At 30.6% G+C, this 22,591-nt stretch carries 27 protein-coding genes and 1 rRNA gene; 26 read left to right on the plus strand and 2 right to left on the minus strand.

Annotation, left to right across the window (positions count from 1 at the left end; all coding sequences use genetic code 11):
- The first annotated feature begins 23 nt into the window (after positions 1–23).
- From ABHC41_RS11500 to ABHC41_RS11615, 24 genes are all read left to right on the plus strand, one after another.
- Positions 24–704 carry a ZIP family metal transporter gene (locus ABHC41_RS11500; protein ID WP_092921417.1) on the plus strand — a complete coding sequence of 227 codons (681 nt, stop codon included), beginning with the start codon at positions 24–26 and terminating at the stop codon, positions 702–704.
- A 28-nt stretch (positions 705–732) separates the two neighbouring features.
- Positions 733–1,773 carry an L-threonylcarbamoyladenylate synthase gene (locus tag ABHC41_RS11505; protein ID WP_092921415.1) on the plus strand — a complete coding sequence of 347 codons (1,041 nt, stop codon included), beginning with the start codon at positions 733–735 and terminating at the stop codon, positions 1,771–1,773.
- 59 nt (positions 1,774–1,832) lie between these two features.
- Entirely contained in the window at positions 1,833–2,285 is a 453-nt protein-coding gene (rpiB, locus tag ABHC41_RS11510) for a ribose 5-phosphate isomerase B (protein WP_092921413.1), read from the plus strand.
- Positions 2,286–2,297: 12 nt separating this feature from the next.
- Positions 2,298–2,927, plus strand: coding sequence for a uracil phosphoribosyltransferase (gene upp, locus ABHC41_RS11515; RefSeq protein WP_166504675.1), 630 nt, complete (start codon positions 2,298–2,300; stop codon positions 2,925–2,927).
- Positions 2,928–3,470: 543 nt separating this feature from the next.
- Positions 3,471–3,698: an AtpZ/AtpI family protein gene (locus ABHC41_RS11520; protein ID WP_092921409.1), complete on the plus strand. Its 228-nt coding sequence runs from the start codon at positions 3,471–3,473 to the stop codon at positions 3,696–3,698.
- A 4-nt stretch (positions 3,699–3,702) separates the two neighbouring features.
- Entirely contained in the window at positions 3,703–4,092 is a 390-nt protein-coding gene (locus ABHC41_RS11525; RefSeq protein ID WP_092921407.1) for an ATP synthase subunit I, read from the plus strand.
- Between the two features lie 2 nt (positions 4,093–4,094).
- Positions 4,095–4,799, plus strand: a complete 705-nt coding sequence (atpB, locus tag ABHC41_RS11530) for a F0F1 ATP synthase subunit A (RefSeq protein ID WP_092921405.1) — start codon at positions 4,095–4,097, stop codon at positions 4,797–4,799.
- A gap of 57 nt (positions 4,800–4,856) precedes the next feature.
- Entirely contained in the window at positions 4,857–5,102 is a 246-nt protein-coding gene (atpE, locus tag ABHC41_RS11535; protein WP_092921403.1) for an ATP synthase F0 subunit C, read from the plus strand.
- Positions 5,103–5,199: 97 nt separating this feature from the next.
- On the plus strand, positions 5,200–5,700 hold the full coding sequence (gene atpF / locus ABHC41_RS11540; RefSeq protein WP_092921401.1) for a F0F1 ATP synthase subunit B: 501 nt from the start codon (positions 5,200–5,202) through the stop codon (positions 5,698–5,700).
- On the plus strand, positions 5,697–6,239 hold the full coding sequence (locus ABHC41_RS11545; protein WP_166504677.1) for a F0F1 ATP synthase subunit delta: 543 nt from the start codon (positions 5,697–5,699) through the stop codon (positions 6,237–6,239). Before atpF ends, ABHC41_RS11545 begins: the two co-directional genes overlap by 4 nt.
- Before the next feature lie 15 nt (positions 6,240–6,254).
- Positions 6,255–7,757, plus strand: coding sequence for a F0F1 ATP synthase subunit alpha (gene atpA / locus ABHC41_RS11550; RefSeq protein WP_166504678.1), 1,503 nt, complete (start codon positions 6,255–6,257; stop codon positions 7,755–7,757).
- A gap of 27 nt (positions 7,758–7,784) precedes the next feature.
- Positions 7,785–8,642 (plus strand): ATP synthase F1 subunit gamma, encoded by an 858-nt coding sequence (gene atpG / locus ABHC41_RS11555; protein WP_092921398.1) that lies wholly within the window; start codon positions 7,785–7,787, stop codon positions 8,640–8,642.
- A gap of 15 nt (positions 8,643–8,657) precedes the next feature.
- Complete coding sequence (gene atpD / locus ABHC41_RS11560; RefSeq protein WP_092921397.1) at positions 8,658–10,052, plus strand: F0F1 ATP synthase subunit beta; 1,395 nt, start codon at positions 8,658–8,660, stop codon at positions 10,050–10,052.
- 2 nt (positions 10,053–10,054) lie between these two features.
- Entirely contained in the window at positions 10,055–10,315 is a 261-nt protein-coding gene (gene atpC / locus ABHC41_RS11565) for an ATP synthase F1 subunit epsilon (RefSeq protein ID WP_092921396.1), read from the plus strand.
- Between the two features lie 192 nt (positions 10,316–10,507).
- Positions 10,508–10,888, plus strand: a complete 381-nt coding sequence (gene acpS, locus ABHC41_RS11570; RefSeq protein ID WP_092921394.1) for a holo-ACP synthase — start codon at positions 10,508–10,510, stop codon at positions 10,886–10,888.
- Positions 10,889–10,892: 4 nt separating this feature from the next.
- Entirely contained in the window at positions 10,893–11,354 is a 462-nt protein-coding gene (locus ABHC41_RS11575; protein ID WP_092921392.1) for a CBS domain-containing protein, read from the plus strand.
- 21 nt (positions 11,355–11,375) lie between these two features.
- Positions 11,376–11,966, plus strand: a complete 591-nt coding sequence (gene gerS / locus ABHC41_RS11580) for a germination lipoprotein GerS (protein WP_166504679.1) — start codon at positions 11,376–11,378, stop codon at positions 11,964–11,966.
- 15 nt (positions 11,967–11,981) lie between these two features.
- On the plus strand, positions 11,982–13,139 hold the full coding sequence (gene alr / locus ABHC41_RS11585; protein ID WP_166504680.1) for an alanine racemase: 1,158 nt from the start codon (positions 11,982–11,984) through the stop codon (positions 13,137–13,139).
- A 108-nt stretch (positions 13,140–13,247) separates the two neighbouring features.
- Entirely contained in the window at positions 13,248–13,454 is a 207-nt protein-coding gene (locus ABHC41_RS11590) for an antitoxin (RefSeq protein WP_271899774.1), read from the plus strand.
- The gene (locus tag ABHC41_RS11595; protein ID WP_092921385.1) at positions 13,444–13,806 is read left to right on the plus strand and encodes a type II toxin-antitoxin system PemK/MazF family toxin; all 363 of its coding nucleotides are present in this window, start codon (positions 13,444–13,446) and stop codon (positions 13,804–13,806) included. Before ABHC41_RS11590 ends, ABHC41_RS11595 begins: the two co-directional genes overlap by 11 nt.
- A gap of 288 nt (positions 13,807–14,094) precedes the next feature.
- The gene (locus ABHC41_RS11600) at positions 14,095–14,922 is read left to right on the plus strand and encodes a transketolase (protein WP_092921383.1); all 828 of its coding nucleotides are present in this window, start codon (positions 14,095–14,097) and stop codon (positions 14,920–14,922) included.
- Positions 14,915–15,850, plus strand: a complete 936-nt coding sequence (locus tag ABHC41_RS11605; RefSeq protein ID WP_092921381.1) for a transketolase family protein — start codon at positions 14,915–14,917, stop codon at positions 15,848–15,850. The genes ABHC41_RS11600 and ABHC41_RS11605 overlap by 8 nt, the downstream gene beginning before the upstream one ends.
- A 340-nt stretch (positions 15,851–16,190) precedes the next feature.
- Positions 16,191–16,613 (plus strand): hypothetical protein, encoded by a 423-nt coding sequence (locus tag ABHC41_RS11610; protein ID WP_092921379.1) that lies wholly within the window; start codon positions 16,191–16,193, stop codon positions 16,611–16,613.
- Positions 16,614–16,852: 239 nt separating this feature from the next.
- Positions 16,853–19,246: an ATP-binding protein gene (locus ABHC41_RS11615; RefSeq protein ID WP_271893883.1), complete on the plus strand. Its 2,394-nt coding sequence runs from the start codon at positions 16,853–16,855 to the stop codon at positions 19,244–19,246.
- Positions 19,247–19,308: 62 nt separating this feature from the next.
- Here ABHC41_RS11615 and ABHC41_RS11620 read toward each other — a convergent pair whose 3' ends face one another.
- Entirely contained in the window at positions 19,309–19,884 is a 576-nt protein-coding gene (locus ABHC41_RS11620; RefSeq protein ID WP_166504681.1) for a 5-formyltetrahydrofolate cyclo-ligase, read from the minus strand.
- A gap of 155 nt (positions 19,885–20,039) precedes the next feature.
- Between ABHC41_RS11620 and ABHC41_RS11625 the strand changes: the two genes are divergently transcribed.
- Complete coding sequence (locus ABHC41_RS11625; RefSeq protein WP_166504682.1) at positions 20,040–21,191, plus strand: S41 family peptidase; 1,152 nt, start codon at positions 20,040–20,042, stop codon at positions 21,189–21,191.
- 418 nt (positions 21,192–21,609) lie between these two features.
- Here ABHC41_RS11625 and ABHC41_RS11630 read toward each other — a convergent pair whose 3' ends face one another.
- A complete protein-coding gene (locus ABHC41_RS11630) occupies positions 21,610–21,801 on the minus strand; it encodes a hypothetical protein (RefSeq protein WP_092921369.1) in 192 nt (63 codons plus the stop codon).
- A 462-nt stretch (positions 21,802–22,263) separates the two neighbouring features.
- Between ABHC41_RS11630 and ABHC41_RS11635 the strand changes: the two genes are divergently transcribed.
- Positions 22,264–22,591 (plus strand): 16S ribosomal RNA (locus tag ABHC41_RS11635); the annotation flags it as partial.

The following is a 22,591-nucleotide window of genomic DNA, read 5'->3' on the forward strand; positions in this document are numbered from 1 at the left end:
TATAAAATTTAAAGGAGGAGCATATGATACTTAAAATAACATTAATAGGACTTTTAGCAGGTGTAATAGGAACTGGTATGGGTGGTGTTATATCCGCAGTTTTCAAGAAAAATGTGGACAAATATCTTAGTTTTTTTATGGGGATATCTGGAGGCATAATGTTAGCTGTAGTAGTTTTCGATTTGATGAATGAGTCAATGGAGGAAATGGGAATAGCATATACTTCCTTATTTGTATTAATTGGTGTACTTATCACCATGTATATAAAAAATAAGCTCGATATACCTAGTGACTTAAAATCTGGATATCTTGTTTTTATTAGTATATTACTTCACAATCTACCGGAGGGGTTAGCGATTGGATCGTCTTTTATATCGGAGGAATCCTTTGGTATAACTTTAGCAATAATAATTGGAATTCACAATATTCCAGAAGGATTAGCTATGGCACTTAGTTTAGTGGGGTCTAAAATTAAAATACCAAAAGTGATTGGATTTACACTGTTAGCAGGAGTTCCTATGGGTGTGGGTAGTTTTTTAGGTGGTTGTTTTGGGATAGTATTTAATTCTTTAATGGGTATTTTTCTTTCTTTAGCTGCAGGAACTATGATATATGTAGTTTTAGAAGAAATATTTCCAAAGTCAACGACATTACATTGTATAATTGGTTTTTTAGTAGGTACAATAATTGTAAAGTGTATTTAAGCTAAAAATGAAAGTAGGCATACAAAAGATGAAAACAATAATAAGTAAAATAGATGTTAATAACATAAATGTAGAAGAATTAAAAAAACAAGCAGAATTATTAAAAGAAGGAAAGACTGTAATATTCCCGACTGAAACAGTATATGGTCTAGGAGCAAATGCTCTAGATGAAAATGCCGTAAAGAAAATATATGAAGCTAAAGGCAGACCTAGCGATAATCCACTTATAGTACATATATATGATAGAGAAGAAGTTAGAGATCTGGCTAAAGATATAAGTAATAAAGCCGAGATTGTTATGGATAAGTTTTGGCCAGGACCAATAACTATAATACTTAAAAAAAAGGACATAGTTCCTAACACGACTAGTGGAGGATTAGATACGGTAGCTATAAGGATGCCGTCTCATAAAATAGCAAGAGAACTTATAAAACAATCAGGATTACCTATTGCAGCACCATCTGCTAATATGTCAGGTAGACCATCTCCAACTAAAGGTAACCATGTAAAAGAAGAAATGGATGGAAGAGTTAGTGGTATTGTTTTAGGTGGAAATTGTGACTTTGGACTGGAATCTACAGTGTTAGACCTTACAGGTGAGGTACCTATGATACTTAGACCTGGAAGTATAACAAAAGAAGATCTAGAAGAAGTTTTAGGAGAAGTTTTGGTCGATCCTTCTCTATTAAAAAAAGAAGATAATAAAAAAGCAAAAGCACCTGGGATGAAGTATACACATTATTCTCCTGATGCAGACGTATACATAGTGTCAGGGAATGATAAAGATGTTATCAATAAAATAAATCAAATCATACGTGAAAACTCTGAAAATGGTATTAAATCTGGAGTGATGTGTGTGGAAAAAAATAAAGAAGTATATGAAGGAGAAGTTATTTCTTTGGGGAATACTTTAGAAGAAGTAGGAAGCAATTTATTTGATGTACTAAGAGAAATGGACAAAAGAAATGTAGATATAGTTTATTCTGAAGCCTTTGAAATGACTGGTGTAGGTCAAGCTATAATGAATAGACTACTTAAATCGGCAGGATATAAAGTAATAAAAGCATAAAATTATAACAAAAGTAGGTTAAAATATATTATAATAATATAAATTGGAGGACTAGGCAGATGAAAATAGGACTAGGTAGTGATCATGGAGGATATAAACTTAAGGAAGAAATAAAAAAGCACTTAGAAGCTAAAGGCATAGAGTGTGTAGATTTTGGACCAAATAATAACTTAGAATCAGTGGACTATCCTATATATGGGGAAATAGTTGCCAATTCAGTAGTAAATAAAGAGATTGATTATGGAATAATTTGCTGTGGAACAGGAATAGGTATATCTTTAGCAGCTAATAAAGTTAAAGGAATTAGATGTGCTGTAGTATCTGATGTTTTCTCAGCTAAGATGTCTAAAGCTCATAATGATGCAAACATGTTATCTTTAGGCGAGAGAGTTTTAGGAAGAGGATTAGCTTTAGAGATAGTAGATGCGTGGATAAATACAGAATTTGAAGGCGGTAGACACTCAAAAAGAGTTGATATGATAAAAGAAATAGAAAAAAAACACAGCAAATAGGAGGTAGTCATAATGGGCAAAGTAATAATCACAGATCATCCATTAATACAACACAAGTTAACATTAATGAGAGATAAAAACACTGGGTCAAAGGATTTCAGACAACTTTTAACAGAAATAAGTATGTTAATGGGATATGAAATAACAAGAGACTTACAATTAGAAGAAGTGGAGATAGAAACACCAGTAGTAAAAACTGCATCTAAGGTTATAGCAGGTAAAAAGTTAGGAATAGTACCAATACTAAGAGCAGGTTTAGGAATGGTAGATGGACTTATAAGTTTAACACCAGCTGCAAAGGTTGGGCATGTAGGTTTATACAGAGATCCAGAAACATTACAACCAGTAGAATACTACTGTAAATTACCACAAGATATAGAAGAAAGAGAAATGATAGTTGTAGATCCAATGCTTGCTACAGGTGGATCTGCAGTTGCAGCTATAGATGTACTTAAAGCAAGAGGAGCTAAGTTTATAAGATTAGTTAACTTAGTTGCTGCTCCAGAAGGTATAGCAGAAGTTCAAAAATATCATCCAGATGTAGATATATATGTTGCATCAGTAGATGAAAAATTAAATGAGCATGGTTATATAGTTCCAGGTTTAGGAGATGCAGGAGATAGATTATACGGTACAAAGTAATAAGACAACATGGAAAGGTATCTATAAAATTTATAGATGCCTTTTTAATGACGAGTAAGGAAAAGGATATCTATTAAAAGAAAAATAAAAAATAACAATGTAAACTTTTGAATGAAAAATTTTATAAATTATGTTAGTAAGTTTAAATTATTATTGAGAATCAGAATATTTAATTATTAATCTTAAAACATGCATAAATGAGTGAATAGGTAGAATAATATACAAAAACAATTATAATATTATAAAAATATATTAAATATTATTTTAATAGGATAGAAATTGTTTAGTTTGAATAATATATTTATGAAAACATTTTATTCAAGTTATATACCTATAATGGCTTAAATTGGTGCTTTCACAAAACTTCAAATGAATTCAAAAAAAATCAAATTTAATAAAAAAATGTTTAAAAATTGCTGAAAAAGTGGTAATATAGGGTATATGGTTTTTTATATAAAGGGCTCTAAGTGGGTCTCATAAATCATGTACATAAGTAAAATTAATGAATATATAAGAAACTATTCATAGAGAGGTATCTAATGTATGAGTAAACACAAGATATACATGGAAATAGCTAAGATGCTTTCTTTGATAAGTCAAGTAGGATTGATGATATTAATTCCTATATTTGGGTGTACCTTTTTAGGAAAGTTTTTTGATTCCAAATTCAATACAGAACCAATATTTATGATAGTATTTTTATTATTAGGAGTTGGTGGAGCATTTATGGGAGTTTATAAAACTTTAATAGTATACACAAAAAGGAAGTGATTATATGCATACAAAACTACAAGATGAAATAAACTACGTAACAAAGGGAGTTATAGTTTACGATCTTATAGCTATTATATTATTGTTGATAACTTCAACATTTAGCAAAGAAATGCTTTTAGGGTTGATATTTGGTACAATAATAGCTGTACTTAATTTTAGATTGTTAGCTATAACAATAGAAAAATCGGTAACTATGCCTGTTTCTAAGGCTCAAATATACTCAGCTGGTCAATATTTGCTGAGGATGACTGTGACAGGAGTAGTGCTATTTGTCTCTGTAAAAGCCCCATACATACATGTATTAGGGGTTGCAATAGGGTTATTAAGTCCTAAGTTTGTTATATTAACAAAAACATTCTTAATAGACAAACTCAAAAGAAAGGAGGCGTAAGTATGAGCCAAGCAAAATGGGTTATATTTTTCGGTAACTTTAAATTAAGTGAAACCGTAGTAACAAGTTGGTTAATACTTGCAGGGCTTGCTTTAGCTTCTTACTTAATGACAAGAAACCTAAAGAAAGTTCCAACAAGTAAATTGCAAATATTCTTAGAATTTGCTATAGGTGGGCTTGCTAAATTAGTAGAAGATACTATGGGTAAGGAAACTGTAAAAAGAATGCCAAATGTGGTTCCGTACATAGGAAGTTTATTTTTATTCTTTGCGGTTTCTAACTTAATAGGATTATTAGGATTTAGATCACCTACAACAGATTTAGATACTACATTAGCATGGTCATTAATAACATTCGTTATGATTTATTATGCAGGTGTTAAATTTAATGGTCCAGGATACTTCAAAGGATTATTAGAACCAAACCCACTGTTATTACCACTTAACTTAATAGGAGAATTAGCGAAACCAGTTTCACTAAGTTTCCGTCCATTTGGTAATATACTTGGTGGAGCCGTTATAATGGCTTTACTATATGACTTCTTGGGATATCTATCAACATTAATCCCAGGTGTTACAATACCTTTTGGTCAGTTAATAATACCAGTACCACTGCACTTATATTTTGATATATTTGCTGGATTATTACAGTCATTTATATTCATAATGTTAACGATGGTATTCGTAGGAAGTGCAGCAACAGAATAAAAAAATATTAAATAATCAAAATTTTAAAAAATTAGAATTTCTAAGGAGGAAGTAATTATGGAAACAGCTATAATAGCAGCAGCTTCAGCTATAGGAGCAGGTATCGCAGTTGCAACAGGTATAGGAGCAGGAATAGGACAAGGATTCGCAGCAGGTAAAGGTGCAGAAGCAGTTGGAAACCAACCAGAAGCACAAGGTGATATAATAAAAACAATGTTACTTGGAGCAGCAGTAGCAGAGTCTTCAGCAATATACGGACTAGTTATAGCAATAATCCTTCTATTTGCTAATCCATTAATGTAAGGAAATTATGAATGAATATTAAGAAATTTTGTAAATAGGAGATGGGGAGAGCCATCTCCTACTTACGAATTGTGATTAGTAGGAAGGAGGATAACATATGGAATTCAAGCCACTTATAGGCATATCATATGAATTAATATTCCAGCTTATAAATACATTCCTAGTATTTGTAATATTAAAGAAACTTTTATTCAAACCAGTATTAGGAATAATCGAAGCTAGAGAAAAAGACATCAGAGAAAACTTAGCACAAGGAGAAGTTGCTAAGACAGAAGGTTTATCTTTAAAGAAAGAATATGAAGAAAAGATAATCTCAGCTAAAAACGAAGGTCAAGAAATAATAAAACAAGCTACATTAAGAGCAGAGCAAAAAGAATCTGAAATGATAGCTAATGCTAAAAATGAAGCACAAAATATAAGAGAAAAAGCTAATAAAGATATAGAACAAGAAAGACAAAAAGCTATGAATGAAATCAAAAACGATATATCTGATATAGCATTATTAGCAGCATCTAAAGTTATTGAGAAAGATATAGATAAATCTAAGCACAAGGATTTAATAGATAACTTTATAAAAGAGGTAGGCGAAGCTAAATGATGAATGTAGTCGCGAGTAGATATGCTGAAGCCTTATTTCAAGTAGGAGAAGAAACTAACACAACTGCTAGCTTAAATGAAGAATTAGTAGCAGTTGTAAACATACTAAAATCTAACGAAGATTTTTTCAATGTTTTAAAATCTCCTCTTGTAGGAAAAGGAGAAAAGAAAGACTTATTAAAGAAGGTTTTTCAAAATCAGTTGAGTGAAAATTTAAGCAATTTCTTAAAAATAATGATAGATAAAGATAGAGTTTCAGTTATAGAAGCTGTTCAAAACTCATTTAAAGCATTATTAAATGAAAAAGAAAATGTGTTAGAAGGAACTGCAATAACTGCAGTACCTATGTCTCAAGAAGAAATTAAAGAACTTGAGTTAAAACTTTCAAAAAAATACAACAAAAATGTTACTTTAGAAAACAACGTTGATGAATCTATACTAGGAGGAGTTCTAGTTAGACTTGGAAACGAAGAGATAGACGGAACTGTTAAAACTCGTTTAGCAGGAATGAAAAATATACTATCTCAAGTAATATCTTAGAATGGTGGTGAACCCATGAACTTAAGACCTGAAGAAATAAGTTCTATAATTAAAGAGCAAATAAAAAATTATGAGAATAAAGTTGAATTAACAGATACAGGTAGTGTTTTAAAAGTTGGGGACGGTATAGCTAGTGTTTACGGATTAGATAAAGCTATGGCTGGTGAATTATTAGAGTTCCCAGGAGAAGTATACGGAATGGCTCTTAACCTTGAAGAAGACATGGTTGGGGCAGTTATATTAGGTAACGACTCTGGAATAAAAGAAGGAGATATCGTTAAGAGAACTGGTAATATAGTTCAAGTTCCAGTTGGTGATGCTATGATAGGTAGAGTTGTAAACTCACTAGGGCAACCAGTTGATGGAAAAGGACCTATAAACACTAATAAATTTAGACCAGTTGAATCAGAAGCTACAGGAATAATGGCTAGAAAGTCAGTTCATGAGCCTCTACAAACAGGAATAAAAGCTATCGATGCCATGATACCAATAGGTAAAGGACAAAGAGAGCTTGTAATAGGTGATAGACAAACAGGTAAAACATCTATATGTATAGATACAATACTTAACCAAAAAGGTAAAGATGTTATATGTATATACGTTGCAATAGGACAAAAGCGTTCGACAGTTGCACAAGTTGTTAGTACATTAGAAAAAGGCGGAGCTATGGACTACACAATAGTAGTGTCTGCTACAGCATCTGAATCTGCACCACTTCAATTCTTAGCACCATATGCAGGAGTTGCTATGGGTGAAGAATTTATGTTCAACGGAAAACATGTATTAATAGTATATGATGATTTAACTAAGCACGCGGTTGCATACAGAGAAATGTCATTATTACTTAAGAGACCACCAGGACGTGAAGCTTACCCTGGGGATGTATTCTACTTACACTCAAGATTACTTGAGAGAGCAGCTAAATTATCTGATGAGTTAGGTGCAGGATCTATAACTGCATTACCTATAATAGAAACTCAAGGTGGAGACGTTTCTGCTTATATACCAACTAACGTTATATCAATAACAGACGGACAAATATACCTTGTGCCAGAATTATTCTACTCAGGAATAAGACCAGCAGTTGACCCTGGTATATCAGTATCAAGAGTTGGTGGATCTGCTCAAATAAAATCAATGAAAAAAGTTGCAGGACCATTAAAACTTCTTTACTCTCAATATAAAGAACTTGCAGCATTCTCTCAATTCGGATCAGACTTAGATGAAGATACTAAGAAGAGACTTGCTCAAGGGGAAAGAATAGTTGAGGTTCTAAAACAAGGTGAACATCAACCTATGGATGTTAAAGATCAAGTAATAGCTATATTTGCAGTTGTTAACAACTTATTAGCAGATATACCTGTAAATAATATAAAGAGATTTGAAGCAGAATTAATTGAATTCATAGATGCTAATTATCCACAAATAGGAGAAAAAATTCTTGCGAATGGAGATTTCACTCAAGAATTAACAAACGCTATAAACGATTTCAAGAAGAAATTTGTTATAGAAGCGTAATCCTTTTTAAAAAAGGAGGTAACCCAATTGGCAGGAGCTGGAATGAAAGAAATTAAAACTCGTATTGCCAGTGTTGAAAATACTAAGCAAATAACTAAAGCTATGGAATTAGTTGCTTCTTCGAAGTTTAGAAAAGCTAAGGAAAGAGCAGAAAGTTCTAAGCCATATTTTAATACTTTACAAGAAGCTGTTCAAAATATAGCTAAGAATACGAGTGGAGTTAAAAGTGAATTTCTCAAAGAAAGAGAAGTTAAAAATAAATGTTATATAGTTATAGCAGGAGATAGAGGACTTGCAGGAGGATACAACTCGAATGTATTTAAAACATTAGTTGCAGAGACTCAAGGTTCTAATAATGTTAAGGTTGTAGCTATAGGAAAAAAAGCAAAAGAGTTTGTTAGCAAAAGATCTTTTGACTTAATTGGAACAATAGATTCTGTTGAAGACGTTAAGTATGAAGATATAATCGAGATATCTAATAATATAATGGATTCTTATCAAAACGGAGATATAGATGAAGTTAAGTTAATATATACAGAGTTTGTTTCAGCATTAAGTCAAGAGCCAAGAGTAACTAGATTGTTACCAATAGCAGTAGACAAAGATAAAGAAGAGAAGAATAGTAGAGCTTCTGTTCAATACTTACCTTCTCCAGATGCTGTACTTGGTTTTATCGTACCTAAGTATGTTTCAGGAAGAATATACGGAGGTATAGCTGAAGCTTATGCTTCAGAACAAGCAGCGAGAAGAACAGCTATGGAATCAGCTACAGACAATGCTAATGAAATGATATCTAATTTAGAGTTACAATACAATAGAGCAAGACAAGCAGCAGTTACTCAGGAAATATCTGAGATAGTTGCGGGGGCTTCTTCAGCTCAATAATAAGGAGGTTAGGACATGGCAAATGTAGGTAAAATAGTTCAGGTTATCGGTCCAGTTGTTGACGTAAAGTTCGATGATGAAAAAAGCTTACCTAATCTATTAAATGCATTAGAGATAAAGCACGGAGATAAAAAAATAGTTATAGAAGTTGCACAACATGTTGGTGATGACACAGTTAGATGTATATCGATGAGTTCTACTGATGGACTTGTAAGAGGTATGGAAGTTGTTGATACAGGAGCTGCAATAAGTGTACCTGTAGGAGACGAAACTTTAGGAAGAATATTCAATGTATTAGGTGAGCCAGTTGATGGTAAGGAAGCACCAAAAAATGCTCCTAAGAGTCCTATACATAGAGAAGCTCCAGCATTTGACGAATTAAAGCCAGGTGTTGAAATACTAGAAACAGGAATAAAAGTTGTTGACTTACTAGCACCATACTTAAAAGGTGGTAAAATCGGTCTATTCGGTGGAGCCGGAGTTGGTAAGACAGTTCTTATACAAGAGCTTATAAACAATATAGCTACTCAACACGGTGGTATATCAGTATTCGCAGGTGTTGGGGAAAGAACAAGAGAAGGTAATGACCTTTACGGTGAGATGAGCGAGTCTGGAGTTATCAAAAAGACTGCTCTAGTATTCGGACAAATGAACGAGCCACCTGGAGCAAGAATGAGAGTTGCTTTAACTGGTCTTACAATGGCTGAGCACTTCAGAGATCAAGAAGGACAAGACGTTTTATTATTCGTAGATAATATATTCCGTTTCACTCAAGCAGGATCTGAGGTTTCAGCATTACTTGGACGTACTCCATCAGCAGTTGGATACCAACCAACATTAGCTACAGAGATGGGTAAATTACAAGAGAGAATAACATCTACAAATAAAGGGTCTATAACATCAGTTCAGGCTGTATACGTACCTGCCGATGACTTAACTGACCCAGCACCAGCTACAACATTCACACACTTAGATGCTAAGACAGTTTTATCTAGACAAAAAGCGTCTCTAGGTATATTCCCAGCTGTTGACCCATTAGAGTCTACATCTAGAGTACTTGACCCAGCTGTAGTTGGAAAAGAACATTATGAAGTTGCAGTAGCTGTTCAATCTATACTTCAAAAGTATAAAGAGCTTCAAGATATAATAGCTATACTTGGTATGGACGAATTATCTGATGAAGATAAGGTAACAGTACAAAGAGCTAGAAAGATAGAGAGATTCTTATCTCAACCTTTCACAGTTGCTGAGCAATTCACAGGATTTGAAGGTAAATATGTACCTGTTAAAGAAACTGTAAGAAGTTTCAAAGAAATATTAGAAGGTAAGCATGATGACTTACCAGAATCAGCATTCTTATTCGTAGGAAGTATAGAAGAGGCAGTTGCAAAAGCGAAGGAGAGTAGATAATAATGGCAAGCGAATTTGCGGTTAAAATTGTTACTCCTGATAAAATCTTCTATGAAGATAAAACAGAGATGATAATAGTTAGAACTACTGAAGGAGACAGAGGTATATTAAAAAACCATAGACCTTTAGTTGCAGGATTATCTGATGGAACTCTACGTCTAAAAAAAGAAGGTAAATTTAAAGAAGCAAAAATATCTGGGGGATTCATGCAAGTTGAAAAAGAACAAGCTGTTATTTTAACTGAATCTGCAGAGTGGTTATAAAAAAAGACTAGAGTTTAACTCTAGTCTTTTTATTTTAAAAAACATCAGTACTAATAGAAAATTCTAATTATCTATTAAAAATAATTCTACTGTAGTATTATAATAGGCATATGACAGGATTTTATAATGTCGAGTTGAATATATTTATATATATGCAACAAAATAATACTATAATAGGAACCGGAGGCATCTATGAATATATTAGATATTGGTATAGATATAGTGGAGATAGGAAGAATAAAAGAAGCTATAAATAAAAATAATAGATTTTTAGAAAAGATATTTACAGAAAATGAAATAGAATATTTTAAATCTAACAATTTTAGAGTTGAAAGTATAGCAGGGAATTTTTCAGCCAAAGAAGCTATAAGCAAGTCTTTAGGGACAGGTATAAGAAATTTTAATTTTAAAGATATAGAAATATTAAGGAATGAAATAGGAAAACCTATAGTTAAAACCTATAATAATTTGGAGAAGATATGCATAGACTATAATGTTTTAGAAATAAAAGTATCTATATCTCATTGTAAAGAATATGCGGTAGCTAATGCTATAACTATAATTAAGGAGTGATATTATGAACAATAAAATAGCTAAGGACATAATGACAACGGATGTAATAGTGGCAAATAGAGAAGAAAGTATAGTTAATGTTGCAAGGTTACTAATTAAAGAAAGAATAGGAGGGGTACCTGTAGTAGATGAAGATAATAAGGTAGTAGGTATTATTTCTGAGACAGACATAATGAAGAAAGAACAGCATGTAGAAGCTCCTCATATAATTAACTTTTTCCAAGGGTTAATATTTTTAGATGATTACAAGAAGATGGAAGAAGAGTTTAAAGAAATAGCAGCATACAAAGTAAAAGACTTAATGTCAACTGATATAGTAACTGTAAATGAAGAAGATAATTTTGATGATGTAGCTAATATTATGATAAAAAAATCAGTAAATAGAGTTCCAGTAGTAGATAAAGAACATAAATTAAAAGGAATTATATGTAGATACGATATAATTAGAGCTATGTATAATGAATAAGAATTAATATAGGAGGATTTTGTGAGAAGTAAGCTAACGCTACTAGCAGTGCTTATTATAAGTATGCTAGTTATTATTGTAGGTTGCCAAAAAAGGCAATTAACTAAAGAAGAGGCCTATGAAGAATTTCAAAAGGTAATATCTGAAATTGATTCATATACATGTAAGGCTGAAGTAGAAGTAGTTGGCAATAAGAGTTCACATAATTACGTATTTATTCATAATTATAATAAGCCAGATAATTATAAATTAGAGTTAGTATCACCAGAGCATTTAAAAGGTAAAACTATTGAATACAAATCAGATAAAATAATAGTAAAAAACCCAGGAATAAAAGATGAAATTGAACTACCTAATGTAGGTGAAAATGATCAAAATATGTTTATTGGGGATTTTATAAAAAATTACCTGCAAAGTGAAGAGGTTGATATAAAATTATCTGATGGTAGTCTTGCCTTAGAAACGTACATACCAGGTGAAGATGAATATTTTAACAAACAAATATTGTATATTAATATTAAGACTAAACAACCAGAAAAAATGGAAATAATAGATTCTAAAGGAATGATTAGATTCACTATTACTTACAAAGATTTTCAATATGAAAAGTAAGGGGGAACTAAAGAAATGAACAAAATAACAGCTCCGACATGGGCAGAGATAAATCTAGACAATATCAAATTTAACCTTGATAATATAAAAAAATCCTTAAATGAAAATACAAAAATTTGTGGTGTGCTAAAGGCTAATGCCTATGGGCACGGTTCAGTACCGATTGCAAAATTATTAGAAAAAGAAAATGTTGATTATATAGCAGTAGCTAGATTAGAAGAAGGAATAGAATTAAGACAAAATAAAATAATGCTTCCTATACTTTGTTTAGGTTATATTCCGGAAGAAGCATTAGCAACTGCTATAGACAATGATATAACTATTACTATTTACTCAGTAGAAATGGCTCAAAAACTTAATGATATCGCCAAGCATATAGGTAAACATGCTAAAATCCATATTAAAATTGACACAGGTATGTCAAGGATAGGGTTTATACCTAATTCTCAATCAATAAATGATATAAAGTCGATAAATGATTTAGAGTTTGTAGACATTGAGGGTATCTTTACACATTTTGCTACAGCAGATGAAAAAAGTAAAGAATTCACTAAGCTTCAAGTACAAAGATTTAAATATATGGTTGAAGGGTTAGAAGCTATAGATATAAACATACCTATAAAACATGTATCAAATAGTGCTGCAATTATAGATTTACAAGATTTGAATCTTAATATGGTAAGATGTGGAATAATACTATACGGTCATTATCCATCAGAAGAAGTAGATAGAGACATTATTCAATTAAAGCCTGCAATGACTTTAAAAACGAGAGTAGCTCATATAAAAGATGTGGATAAAGGTACTGGGATAAGTTATGGATTAAAGTATAGAAGTGATGAAACAGAAAAAATCGCAACTATACCTATAGGATATGCAGATGGATTTTCTAGAATACAAAAAAATCCTAAGGTGATGATTAAAGGAAATATATTTGATGTCATAGGTAGGATATGTATGGATCAGTGTATGGTCAAAATTAACAAGAATATAGACATAAAAATTGGCGATGAGGTTATAATATTTGGGGAAGAGAAATTGACAGCAGAAGATGTAGCAAAAAGCCTAGAGACTATAAACTATGAAGTGTTATGTATGGTATCAAGAAGAGTAGATAGAATCTATATGGAAAGAAATGCAATTTTACAATCAGATAGTTATTTGATAAAATAATAATGATAGTATACCCCGGGAGGCGATTTTGTGCACAAAAAAAGTAAGGAAAAGATAGTATTTACTTTACCGGATTCCCTCGTTTCTGAGGTAGACCATATCGTTGAGATGGAGAATAGTAATAGAGAAGATTTTGCAAAGGCTGCCTTTCAATTTTATATAACTCAAAAGAGAAAAATAGACATAAAAGAGTCTATGATCAAAGGTTATAAAGAAATGGGGCAAATTAATCTATCGCTGGCTGAACTAGGTATGACAAATGAAGTATCTTCTGAGGATTGTATTGAAGGGAAGATAGCCCAGGGTGAGTATTAACCTAGACATAAAGCGAGGAGATTTATACTACGCTGATTTAAGCCCTGTTGTCGGATCGGAACAAGGTGGAGTTCGTCCTGTTTTAATTATACAGAATGATATAGGAAATAAATATAGTCCAACGGTAATAATAGCTGCTATAACATCACAGATTAACAAGGCGAAATTACCAACACATATAGAAATTAGTGCGAACGAATATGGGCTTAATAAAGATTCTGTTATTCTCTTAGAACAGATACGGACTATAGACAAAAAAAGGTTAAGAGAAAAAATTGGTTGTCTAGATGATAATATGATGGTAAAAGTTGACAGTAGTCTTCAGATAAGTCTAGGACTATTTGCGTTATAAAATTATTGGTATTATTTTTAATATCAATAATTTTTTTTTATTAAAAATGAAATATGATATATTAAAGATAAAAAAAGTGTATCATAAATAATGTCTAATATATATTTTGATATATAAAAATCATAATTGTTAAAAATTATATATCAAAATATATAAAAAGTATACATAATATATCTAAATTAAAAAAATAAAGTAAAAAAAATCTATAAAAGTGATATAATAATATGAGATTACAAAAATATATTACATAAGTAATATTTACTTTATGAAAAACAGGGAGGTAATTACATGAGAGACCATAAGGGATTAAATGAGATTGCACGTATTATCAGAAAAGATATAGTCTCTATGATACATGAATCTAAATCTGGACATCCAGGAGGATCATTATCAGCTGTAGAAATACTAACAGCTCTTTATTTTAATGAAATGAATATAGATCCTAACAATAGCAAAATGGAAGATAGAGATAGATTTGTTTTATCTAAAGGACATGCAGCACCAGTACTTTATGCAACTTTAGCTCAAAAGGGTTACTTTGCTAGAGAAGAATTAATGAAGCTAAGAAAAATAAATAGTATGTTACAAGGTCATCCTGATATGAAGGGAATACCTGGAGTTGATATGTCAACGGGTTCATTAGGACAAGGTTTTTCAGCAGCTTGTGGTATGGCTATGGCATCTAAATTAGATAATGCACCATGGAGAGTGTATACTATACTTGGGGATGGAGAAGTTCAAGAAGGGATAGTTTGGGAAGCTGCTATGAGTGCAGCTCACTACAAACTTGATAATATGGTAGCATTCTTAGATTATAATGGTCTTCAAATAGATGGAGCAGTAGAGAAAGTTATGAACATAGGTCCTATAGTAGATAAGTTTAAAGCTTTCGGATGGAATGTAATAGAAATAGATGGACATGATTTCGATCAAATTTTTGCAGCTTTAGATATGGCTAAAGAAACAGTAGGAAAGCCAACAATGATAATTGCAAAGACTATAAAAGGTAAAGGTGTATCTTTCATGGAAAATGAAGCTGGATGGCATGGAACAGCTCCAAGTGATAGCGATTTAGAAAGAGCCTTAGAAGAATTAGGGGGTGCAGACAATGAGTAAGATAGCAACTAGAGAAGCATACGGAAAAGCATTAGTTAAATTAGGACAAATAAACGATAATGTTGTAGTATTAGATGCAGATTTATCAAAATCAACTAAGACAAATGATTTTTATAAAACATTCCCAGATAGATTCTTCAATATGGGTATAGCTGAACAAAACTTAATAGGTGCAGCTTGTGGATTTGCTGCAGCTGGTAAAATACCTTTTGCAAGTAGCTTTGCTATGTTTGCAACAGGAAGAGCTTTTGAAGTTATCAGAAACTCTGCTTGTTATCCAAAGTTAAACGTAAAAGTTTGTGCTACTCATGCGGGTATAACAGTTGGAGAAGATGGAGCAACACATCAAAGTGTAGAAGATATAGCTATAATGAGAAGTATACCTAATATGACAGTTATGGTTCCTGCTGACGGTGTAGAAGCAGAACAAATGATATTTGAAGCAGCTAAAGTTTACGGACCTATGTATGTTCGCTTAGGAAGAAGTGCAGTTCCTACAATATTTGATGAAAATTATAAATTTGAAATAGGAAAAGGTACAGTAGTTAGAGAAGGAAATGATTTAACAATAATAGCCTGTGGAATAATGGTTAACGAAGCTATAATAGCATCAGAAGTTTTAAAATCAGAAGGTATAAATGCTAGAGTTATAAATATGTCTACTATAAAGCCTATAGATAAAGAGTTAATAATAACTGCCGCTAAAGAAACTGGTGCAATAGTAACTGCTGAAGAACATAGTATATTAGGTGGTCTAGGTTCAGCAGTAAGTGAAGTTGTTACTGAAGAATGTCCAGTTGTAGTTAAAAAAGTAGGTATAAATGATACTTTCGGAGAATCAGGTACACCTGCTGAATTAGTAAAAAAATATGGATTAACATCTAACGATATAGTTAAAGCTGCTAAGGAAGCAATAGCTAAGAAATAATATAAAAAGGATATAGCGTAAGCTATATCCTTTTTAATTATCAAATTTATTTACTATAAAAGATTTTATATTTTCGTTATATTTCACTAAATACATATCATATAATAACATTCCTCAAATAATAGAAGGTAAAATCCAACTAGTTTTGTATCTTAAATAATTCAATAAATTTTAAAATATCGTATTTTAGCAATGAATATAGTCTTTTGATATATTAAGATGTTTGTTAGCACGTAGATTAATCAAGTAAATTTTTTATGAGGTTTTGGAAATATACTAATAAATAATATTCTAAGGCTCGTATAAATTTCATATATTAAAATATATGGGGGTGAAATAAATGAATATAAAATTTAATGTAAAGGGAGTTATATATGGAGTACTTCTATTAATACTAGTAATAGGTGGGTTTATAGTAATCCCAAATATGTTTATGGAAAAGTCAAATCCAGTAGATTACACTATAGTACAAAGAGAATCTATACCAGAAAAGATACTTGATATGATGGACAAATATACAGATGAAGAAAGAGCTTTAGCTGTGAAGTTAAACGAAAAGATATATGTTATTGTAACCAGAGGTAAAGATAATGAAAAGGGAATAGAGATGAATAAAATAGAAATGGTTCAAGAAAATGATAGAAGTTTAATGAAAGTAAAAATTTCATATAAAGAAAAAGAAAAATCATATCCGTACATAGTTGTAGAAACCAATTTAACTGATCTTCCTGAAAATATAGAATTAAATGTGACAGAGGAATAACAGACTACATATTATATTAATAAGAATTTAGAAAAATAAACATGTACATAAGCTAATAAAAATCGCCTTAAAATATTTTAAGGTGTTTTTTTATGTCTAAAAGATATTTTTAAATTTTAAATAAAATAATTAAATTAGATGAATTTATTAAAAAAATATTATTATTGCATATTAACTAATTATTTATCAATAAGCGGGGAAAAATAAAACTTAACATAATATGAAGAGGTGAATGATTGTTGAATATAGATAAATATAAAGTTAGAGTAGAAGACTTAAAACCGAGCTCATTGATAGAGAATCTATCATTTAGTACTACAGAAGAGATAGATTCTAAAAGAGAAATAATAGGCCAAGATAGAGCTGTGAAGGCTATTGAGTTTGGACTTAAGATGAAAAAAAGTGGATATAACATATATGTTGCAGGTACAAATGGATTGGGAAGAGTTAGTTACACTAGTGAACTTATAAAAAAGTATACCAGCAATAATAAACAAAATAATAATAGAGATTGGGTATATGTAAATAATTTTAAAAACATTAATGAACCTACAGCTTTATCTTTCAAATCAGGGGTAGGAAAAATATTTAAAGAAGATATAGAAGAAATAATTCAAAAATTAAAGTGCGAGGTACCTAAATTATTTAATTCAAAAGAATATGAATACCATAGCAGAATACTTATGAGTGAACTTGAAAATAGTATTCAAGGAATAATATCAGAGTTAAATGAATTTGCCAAGCCTAGAGGATTTAAGTTTGAAGTTACAGAAAGAGGACTTGTTAGTATCCCAATAAAAGAAGATGGAACATTAATGCAAGAACAAGAGTTAGGTCAACTAACTCCTACACAAATTAATAAATTAAGAGAAGAGGGTCTTAAGCTAAATCAAGATAGCAAGGAATATATAGATAAGATAAAAAATTGTGAAGATGATTATAAAAATAAAACTATTGATTTAGATAAAAATGTAGGAAGAAGTTTAGTTGGGTTTTATGATAAATACTTACTAGATAAGTATGGAAAAGAAGAAAAAATACAAAGATATATAAATGATTTATGCAATGATATAGTTAATAACATTGATAAATTTAAGGATAAAAATGAAGGTAATCAACAAAACCCTATGGCGCTATTTGGTATGATGGGTCAAAAAAATGATGATAAGTTTTTTAATAGATACAAAGTAAATTTATTTATAGATAATAGTGAGTGTGAAGATTGTAAGATAATAGTAGAAAGCAATCCTACATACTATAATTTGATAGGGTGTATAGAGTATAAAAATGAGATAGGAGCTTTAACAACAAGTTTTACGGAAGTAAAGCCAGGAGCCTTACATAAGGCGAATGGAGGATACTTAATCATAAATGTAAAAGATTTATTATCGAATCCTTTTTCTTGGGATTGTCTAAAGAGAAGTTTAAAAACAGGAAAGATATCAATAGAATCTCTTAATAAACAATATGGATATTTAGTAACATCTACATTAAAGCCAGAACCAATAGATTTAGATGTGAAAGTCATATTAATAGGAGACAGTCGTTATTATGGACTTTTATACTCATATGAAGAAGATTTTAGAAATCTATTTAAAGTGATGGCTGACTTTGATATAGAAATAGATAAAAATGATGAAAATATATATAAGACAATTCAGCTAATAGCTGATACTTGCAACAATGAAAAATTAAAACACTTTGAAAGAGATGCAGTTGAAAAGGTAATAGAATATAGTATTAAGTTAAGTGACAATAAAGATAAATTAACAGCAAGAGTTAGTAATATAATAGATTTAGTATATGAGTCAGAGGCTATAAGTGATGATAGTGAGTTATATGTCACTGCAAAAGATGTTCAAAATGCAATAGAACAAAAAGTATATAGAAATAATAAATATGAAGAAAAATTAAATGAGATGTTTGAAGACAAAACTCTGTTAATTGATATAGAAGGAGAGAAAGTAGGTCAAATTAATGGATTAGCTGTTATGGGTACAGGTGAATATTCATTTGGTAAGCCATCAAAAATAACAGCATCTACTTATAGGGGAAGACATGGTGTAATAAATATTGAAAGAGAAATAAAGCAAAGTGGAAGTATTCATGATAAAGGAGTTTTAATATTAAGTGGATATTTAGGAGAAAGGTATGGAAAAGAGAGACCATTATCTATAACTACATCAATAACTTTTGAACAAAACTATAGTGGTGTAGATGGAGATAGTGCATCTAGTACTGAATTGTACGCTATAATATCTAGTATAGCTGATATACCTATAAAACAAAGTATTGCAGTAACTGGTTCTGTTAGTCAAAAAGGAGAAATACAACCTATAGGCGGAGTGAATCAAAAGATTGAAGGATTTTTTGATGTATGTAAGTTAAAAGGTTTCTCTCAAAAACAAGGTGTTATGATTCCGATACAAAATGTTAAGAATTTAATACTAAAAGATGAGATAGTGGAAGCTGTAAAAGCTGGAACTTTTAGTATATATGCAATAAGTAGTATAGAAGAAGGATTAGAGATACTTACAGGTAAGACTATAGATGAAATAGATAATTTAGTTAAGGATAAGCTTGAGAGTTTAAGACAAATAGATAAAAAAGATAGAGATGATAAAAAGGAATAAAAAATACTAAGGGTTAAAATACTAAGTTTTAACCCTTAGTATCATTTTTAAATTAATATTATCTAAAATTTATTAGGTGTAAGTATTTGGCTTTCTGTAATTATATAGTCAAGTTGAGCATCGTGATCTTCTTTAGGTACAGAATCAAAAATTTGTAAATCAAAAGCAATTCCTACTGTGATAGCATCTTCTCTTAACCTTTCTATGAATCTATCATAAAAGCCACCACCGTAACCGAGTCTATAGCAATCTTTATCATAAGCAACGGCTGGAACTATTACTACATCTATATCTTTAACCTCTACCTCTGGAGAGCATTCAGGTTTTGGTTCCCTTATTCCATAAGCACCGATTTTTACTCCATCTTTTAAATCAATTATTTGAGATGGTATTAATTTTTTTTCTTCTTTAATCGTTATAGGAGATGAGACAGTTTTACCCAAAGAAAGAAGCTTAACTATAAGTTCATCTGTTTTAACTTCATTATTAAAATCAAGATAAAGCATAATATTTTTAGCTTTTTTTATACAATCTAAAGCTAATATTTTTTGAGTTATTATTGATGAGTTTTTACATAAAGATTCATAATTTTGGTTATTTCTATCAGAAATAACTTTTTTTCTAAATTCCTTTTTCATAAAATCTACCCCTTTTACTATGGTATAATATGGATATGTATCCATTATAAATTTTAGTACATAAGTTAAAAACTAAGCAACAAAAATAGAAATGGTAATAAAAAGAATAGCTAGTCATATAATATATACTAGATTAGATAAAGGAGATGCCTAGAATGATATCAAAGAAAAGAGCTATCGTGTATGGAATAGTTTTAGTAATAGTAACAGCTTTGTTTACCTCTACTTTGCAAATAGGATTAGGTAATAAGGTTGTAGTGTCGAAAGATTTATATGAAAAATATAGTAAGTACAATAAGATGATAGGTCTAGAAGGAGCTATAAAAGAAGATTTCTATCAAAAAACAAAAGATGATAATTTGGTTAATGGAGCTATAAAAGGAATGTTTTCAGGATTAGATGATCCATATTCTCAGTATTATACAGAAGATGAGTTTAAAAGATTGAAGGAACAAACGAGTGGGTCTTTTGTTGGTATAGGTGTGATAATAAGTCCTTCTCCAGATGATGATTACTTAACAGTAGTATCTCCTATACAAGGTTCTCCGGCAGAAAAAAGTGGAATAGAAGCGGGAGACAAGATAGTAAAGGTAGATGGAAAGAATGTATTTGCTAAAAATTCAGATGAAGCAATTAGCATGATAAAAGGTAAAGAGGGCACAACTGTAGAATTAACTTTAAAAAGAGATGGCAATGAATTTGATGTTAAAGTTAAAAGAGAAGAGATTGTTTCAAAAAGCGTAGAAGGTAAGATGCTAGAAGATAAAATAGGATATTTAAGAATAACTTCTTTTAGCGAAAATACATATAAAGAATTTAAAACTGTACTAGATAAATTGAAATCAGAGGGAATGAAGGGGTTAATATTAGATGTAAGAGATAATGGTGGAGGACTATTAAATATATGCAAAGATATAGCCGATGAGTTAATAGGAGAAGGAACTATAGTTTACACTAAAGACAATAAAGGAAATACAGAATACTTAAAATCAGATAAAGATAAGCTAGGATTGCCAATAGCTATTTTAACTAATGGGAATAGTGCATCAGCATCAGAAATATTAACAGGAGCTATTGTAGATAATAAAGCTGGTATCTCAATAGGAACTACAACTTTTGGTAAAGGTTTAGTACAAAGTGTAAGAGAACTTAAAGATGGTACAGGTTTTAAATTAACCACTGCTCAATATTTTACTCCTAATGGAGATTATATAAATGGAAAAGGAATAAAACCAAATATAGAGGAAAAAAATCCTGAAAAGCAATTAGATAAAGCTATTGATTGGATGAAAAAGGAAATAAAATAGAATATATCAATAAAAACAGGCATAAAATATAAAAAGTGCCTGTTTTTTAATGAAAAATATAATTAAAATTTATAAAAAAATAGAATGTAAAAATATAACATATTATAAAGAATTAAAATATAAAATATGAATATATTTAAGAAATTTTGTATATTTTATAGAAGGGAATATTAATTAAGTATAGAATTAATATATTAAGTTTATAATTAAAATAGGAAGTGGTTATTATGAAGAAGAACAGAGGAAAAGTTGTTAACTTCAATGAATATAAAGAGCATAAAAAACAAATGGAAGTAGATAGAGTGGAATTATTAAACCTTATAAAGAAGCTAGTTACTACAAAATAGAGAGTGTGAAAACTCTCTATTTTTGTAGTTTAATATCTAATTTTAAAATTTAAAATGAAAAATAAAATTAGTTATGACATCTTTAAATCATTAATATATCCTTGAAATTGATTAAATTCATTTTCATCTGATATCTCAATAGTTTGAGAATCTTCAGAATCAAAATTCTTAAGATATATAGTGTAATTATTATCTGTACAGTTATGGTAAATACATCTGTAGCCATCCTCATATAAATCTTTGATTTTGTTGAAAGTAGACATAGAATTTGTTAGCTATAATTATATATAGCATCTCCTTTCTTAGAGTTTATACAAGTATATAAAGTTGTATTTATTTAATATTTTATGAAGTTTAAGAATTAATATTCAATATCGTGGGTAATATATATGTAAACATTAGTATATATAGTAATTTAAATGAAAAGATAAATAAAATTAGAAAAAAACAAAAAAAGTGTTGACGAAATGGATTTGAGATGGTATAGTTATACTTGTCCTTAAGAAAAGGGCAAACACAAAAGAAAAGGAACAGAAAAAAGTTGACAAAGTAAAATTACTTTGGTAAACTAAAGAAGTTGTAAAAAAGTAGCGCCGACACGGTCGCTTAAAATGAACTTTGAAAATTAAACAGTAGGTTAATTTAAATAACTAATGATTCTTTAAAGAATCGAATACAACCAAGCCAGATATTCAGATAATGATAGTCTGAGCGGGTAACAACTTTTATTTGAGAGTTTGATCCTGGCTCAGGATGAACGCTGGCGGCGTGCCTAACACATGCAAGTCGAGCGATTTACTTCGGTAAAGAGCGGCGGACGGGTGAGTAACGCGTGGGTAACCTGCCCTGTACACACGGATAACATACCGAAAGGTATGCTAATACGAGATAACATGAGAGAGTCGCATGGCTTTCTTATCAAAGCTTTTGCGGTACAGGATGGACCCGCGTCTGATTAGCTAGTTGGTAAGGTAACGGCTTACCAAGGCGACGATCAGTAGCCGACCTGAGAGGGTGATCGGCCACATTGGAACTGAGACACGGTCCAAACTC

This window comes from Romboutsia sp. 1001216sp1, from assembly GCF_039841805.1.
Classification (GTDB): Bacteria; Bacillota; Clostridia; order Peptostreptococcales; family Peptostreptococcaceae; genus Romboutsia_C; species Romboutsia_C hominis.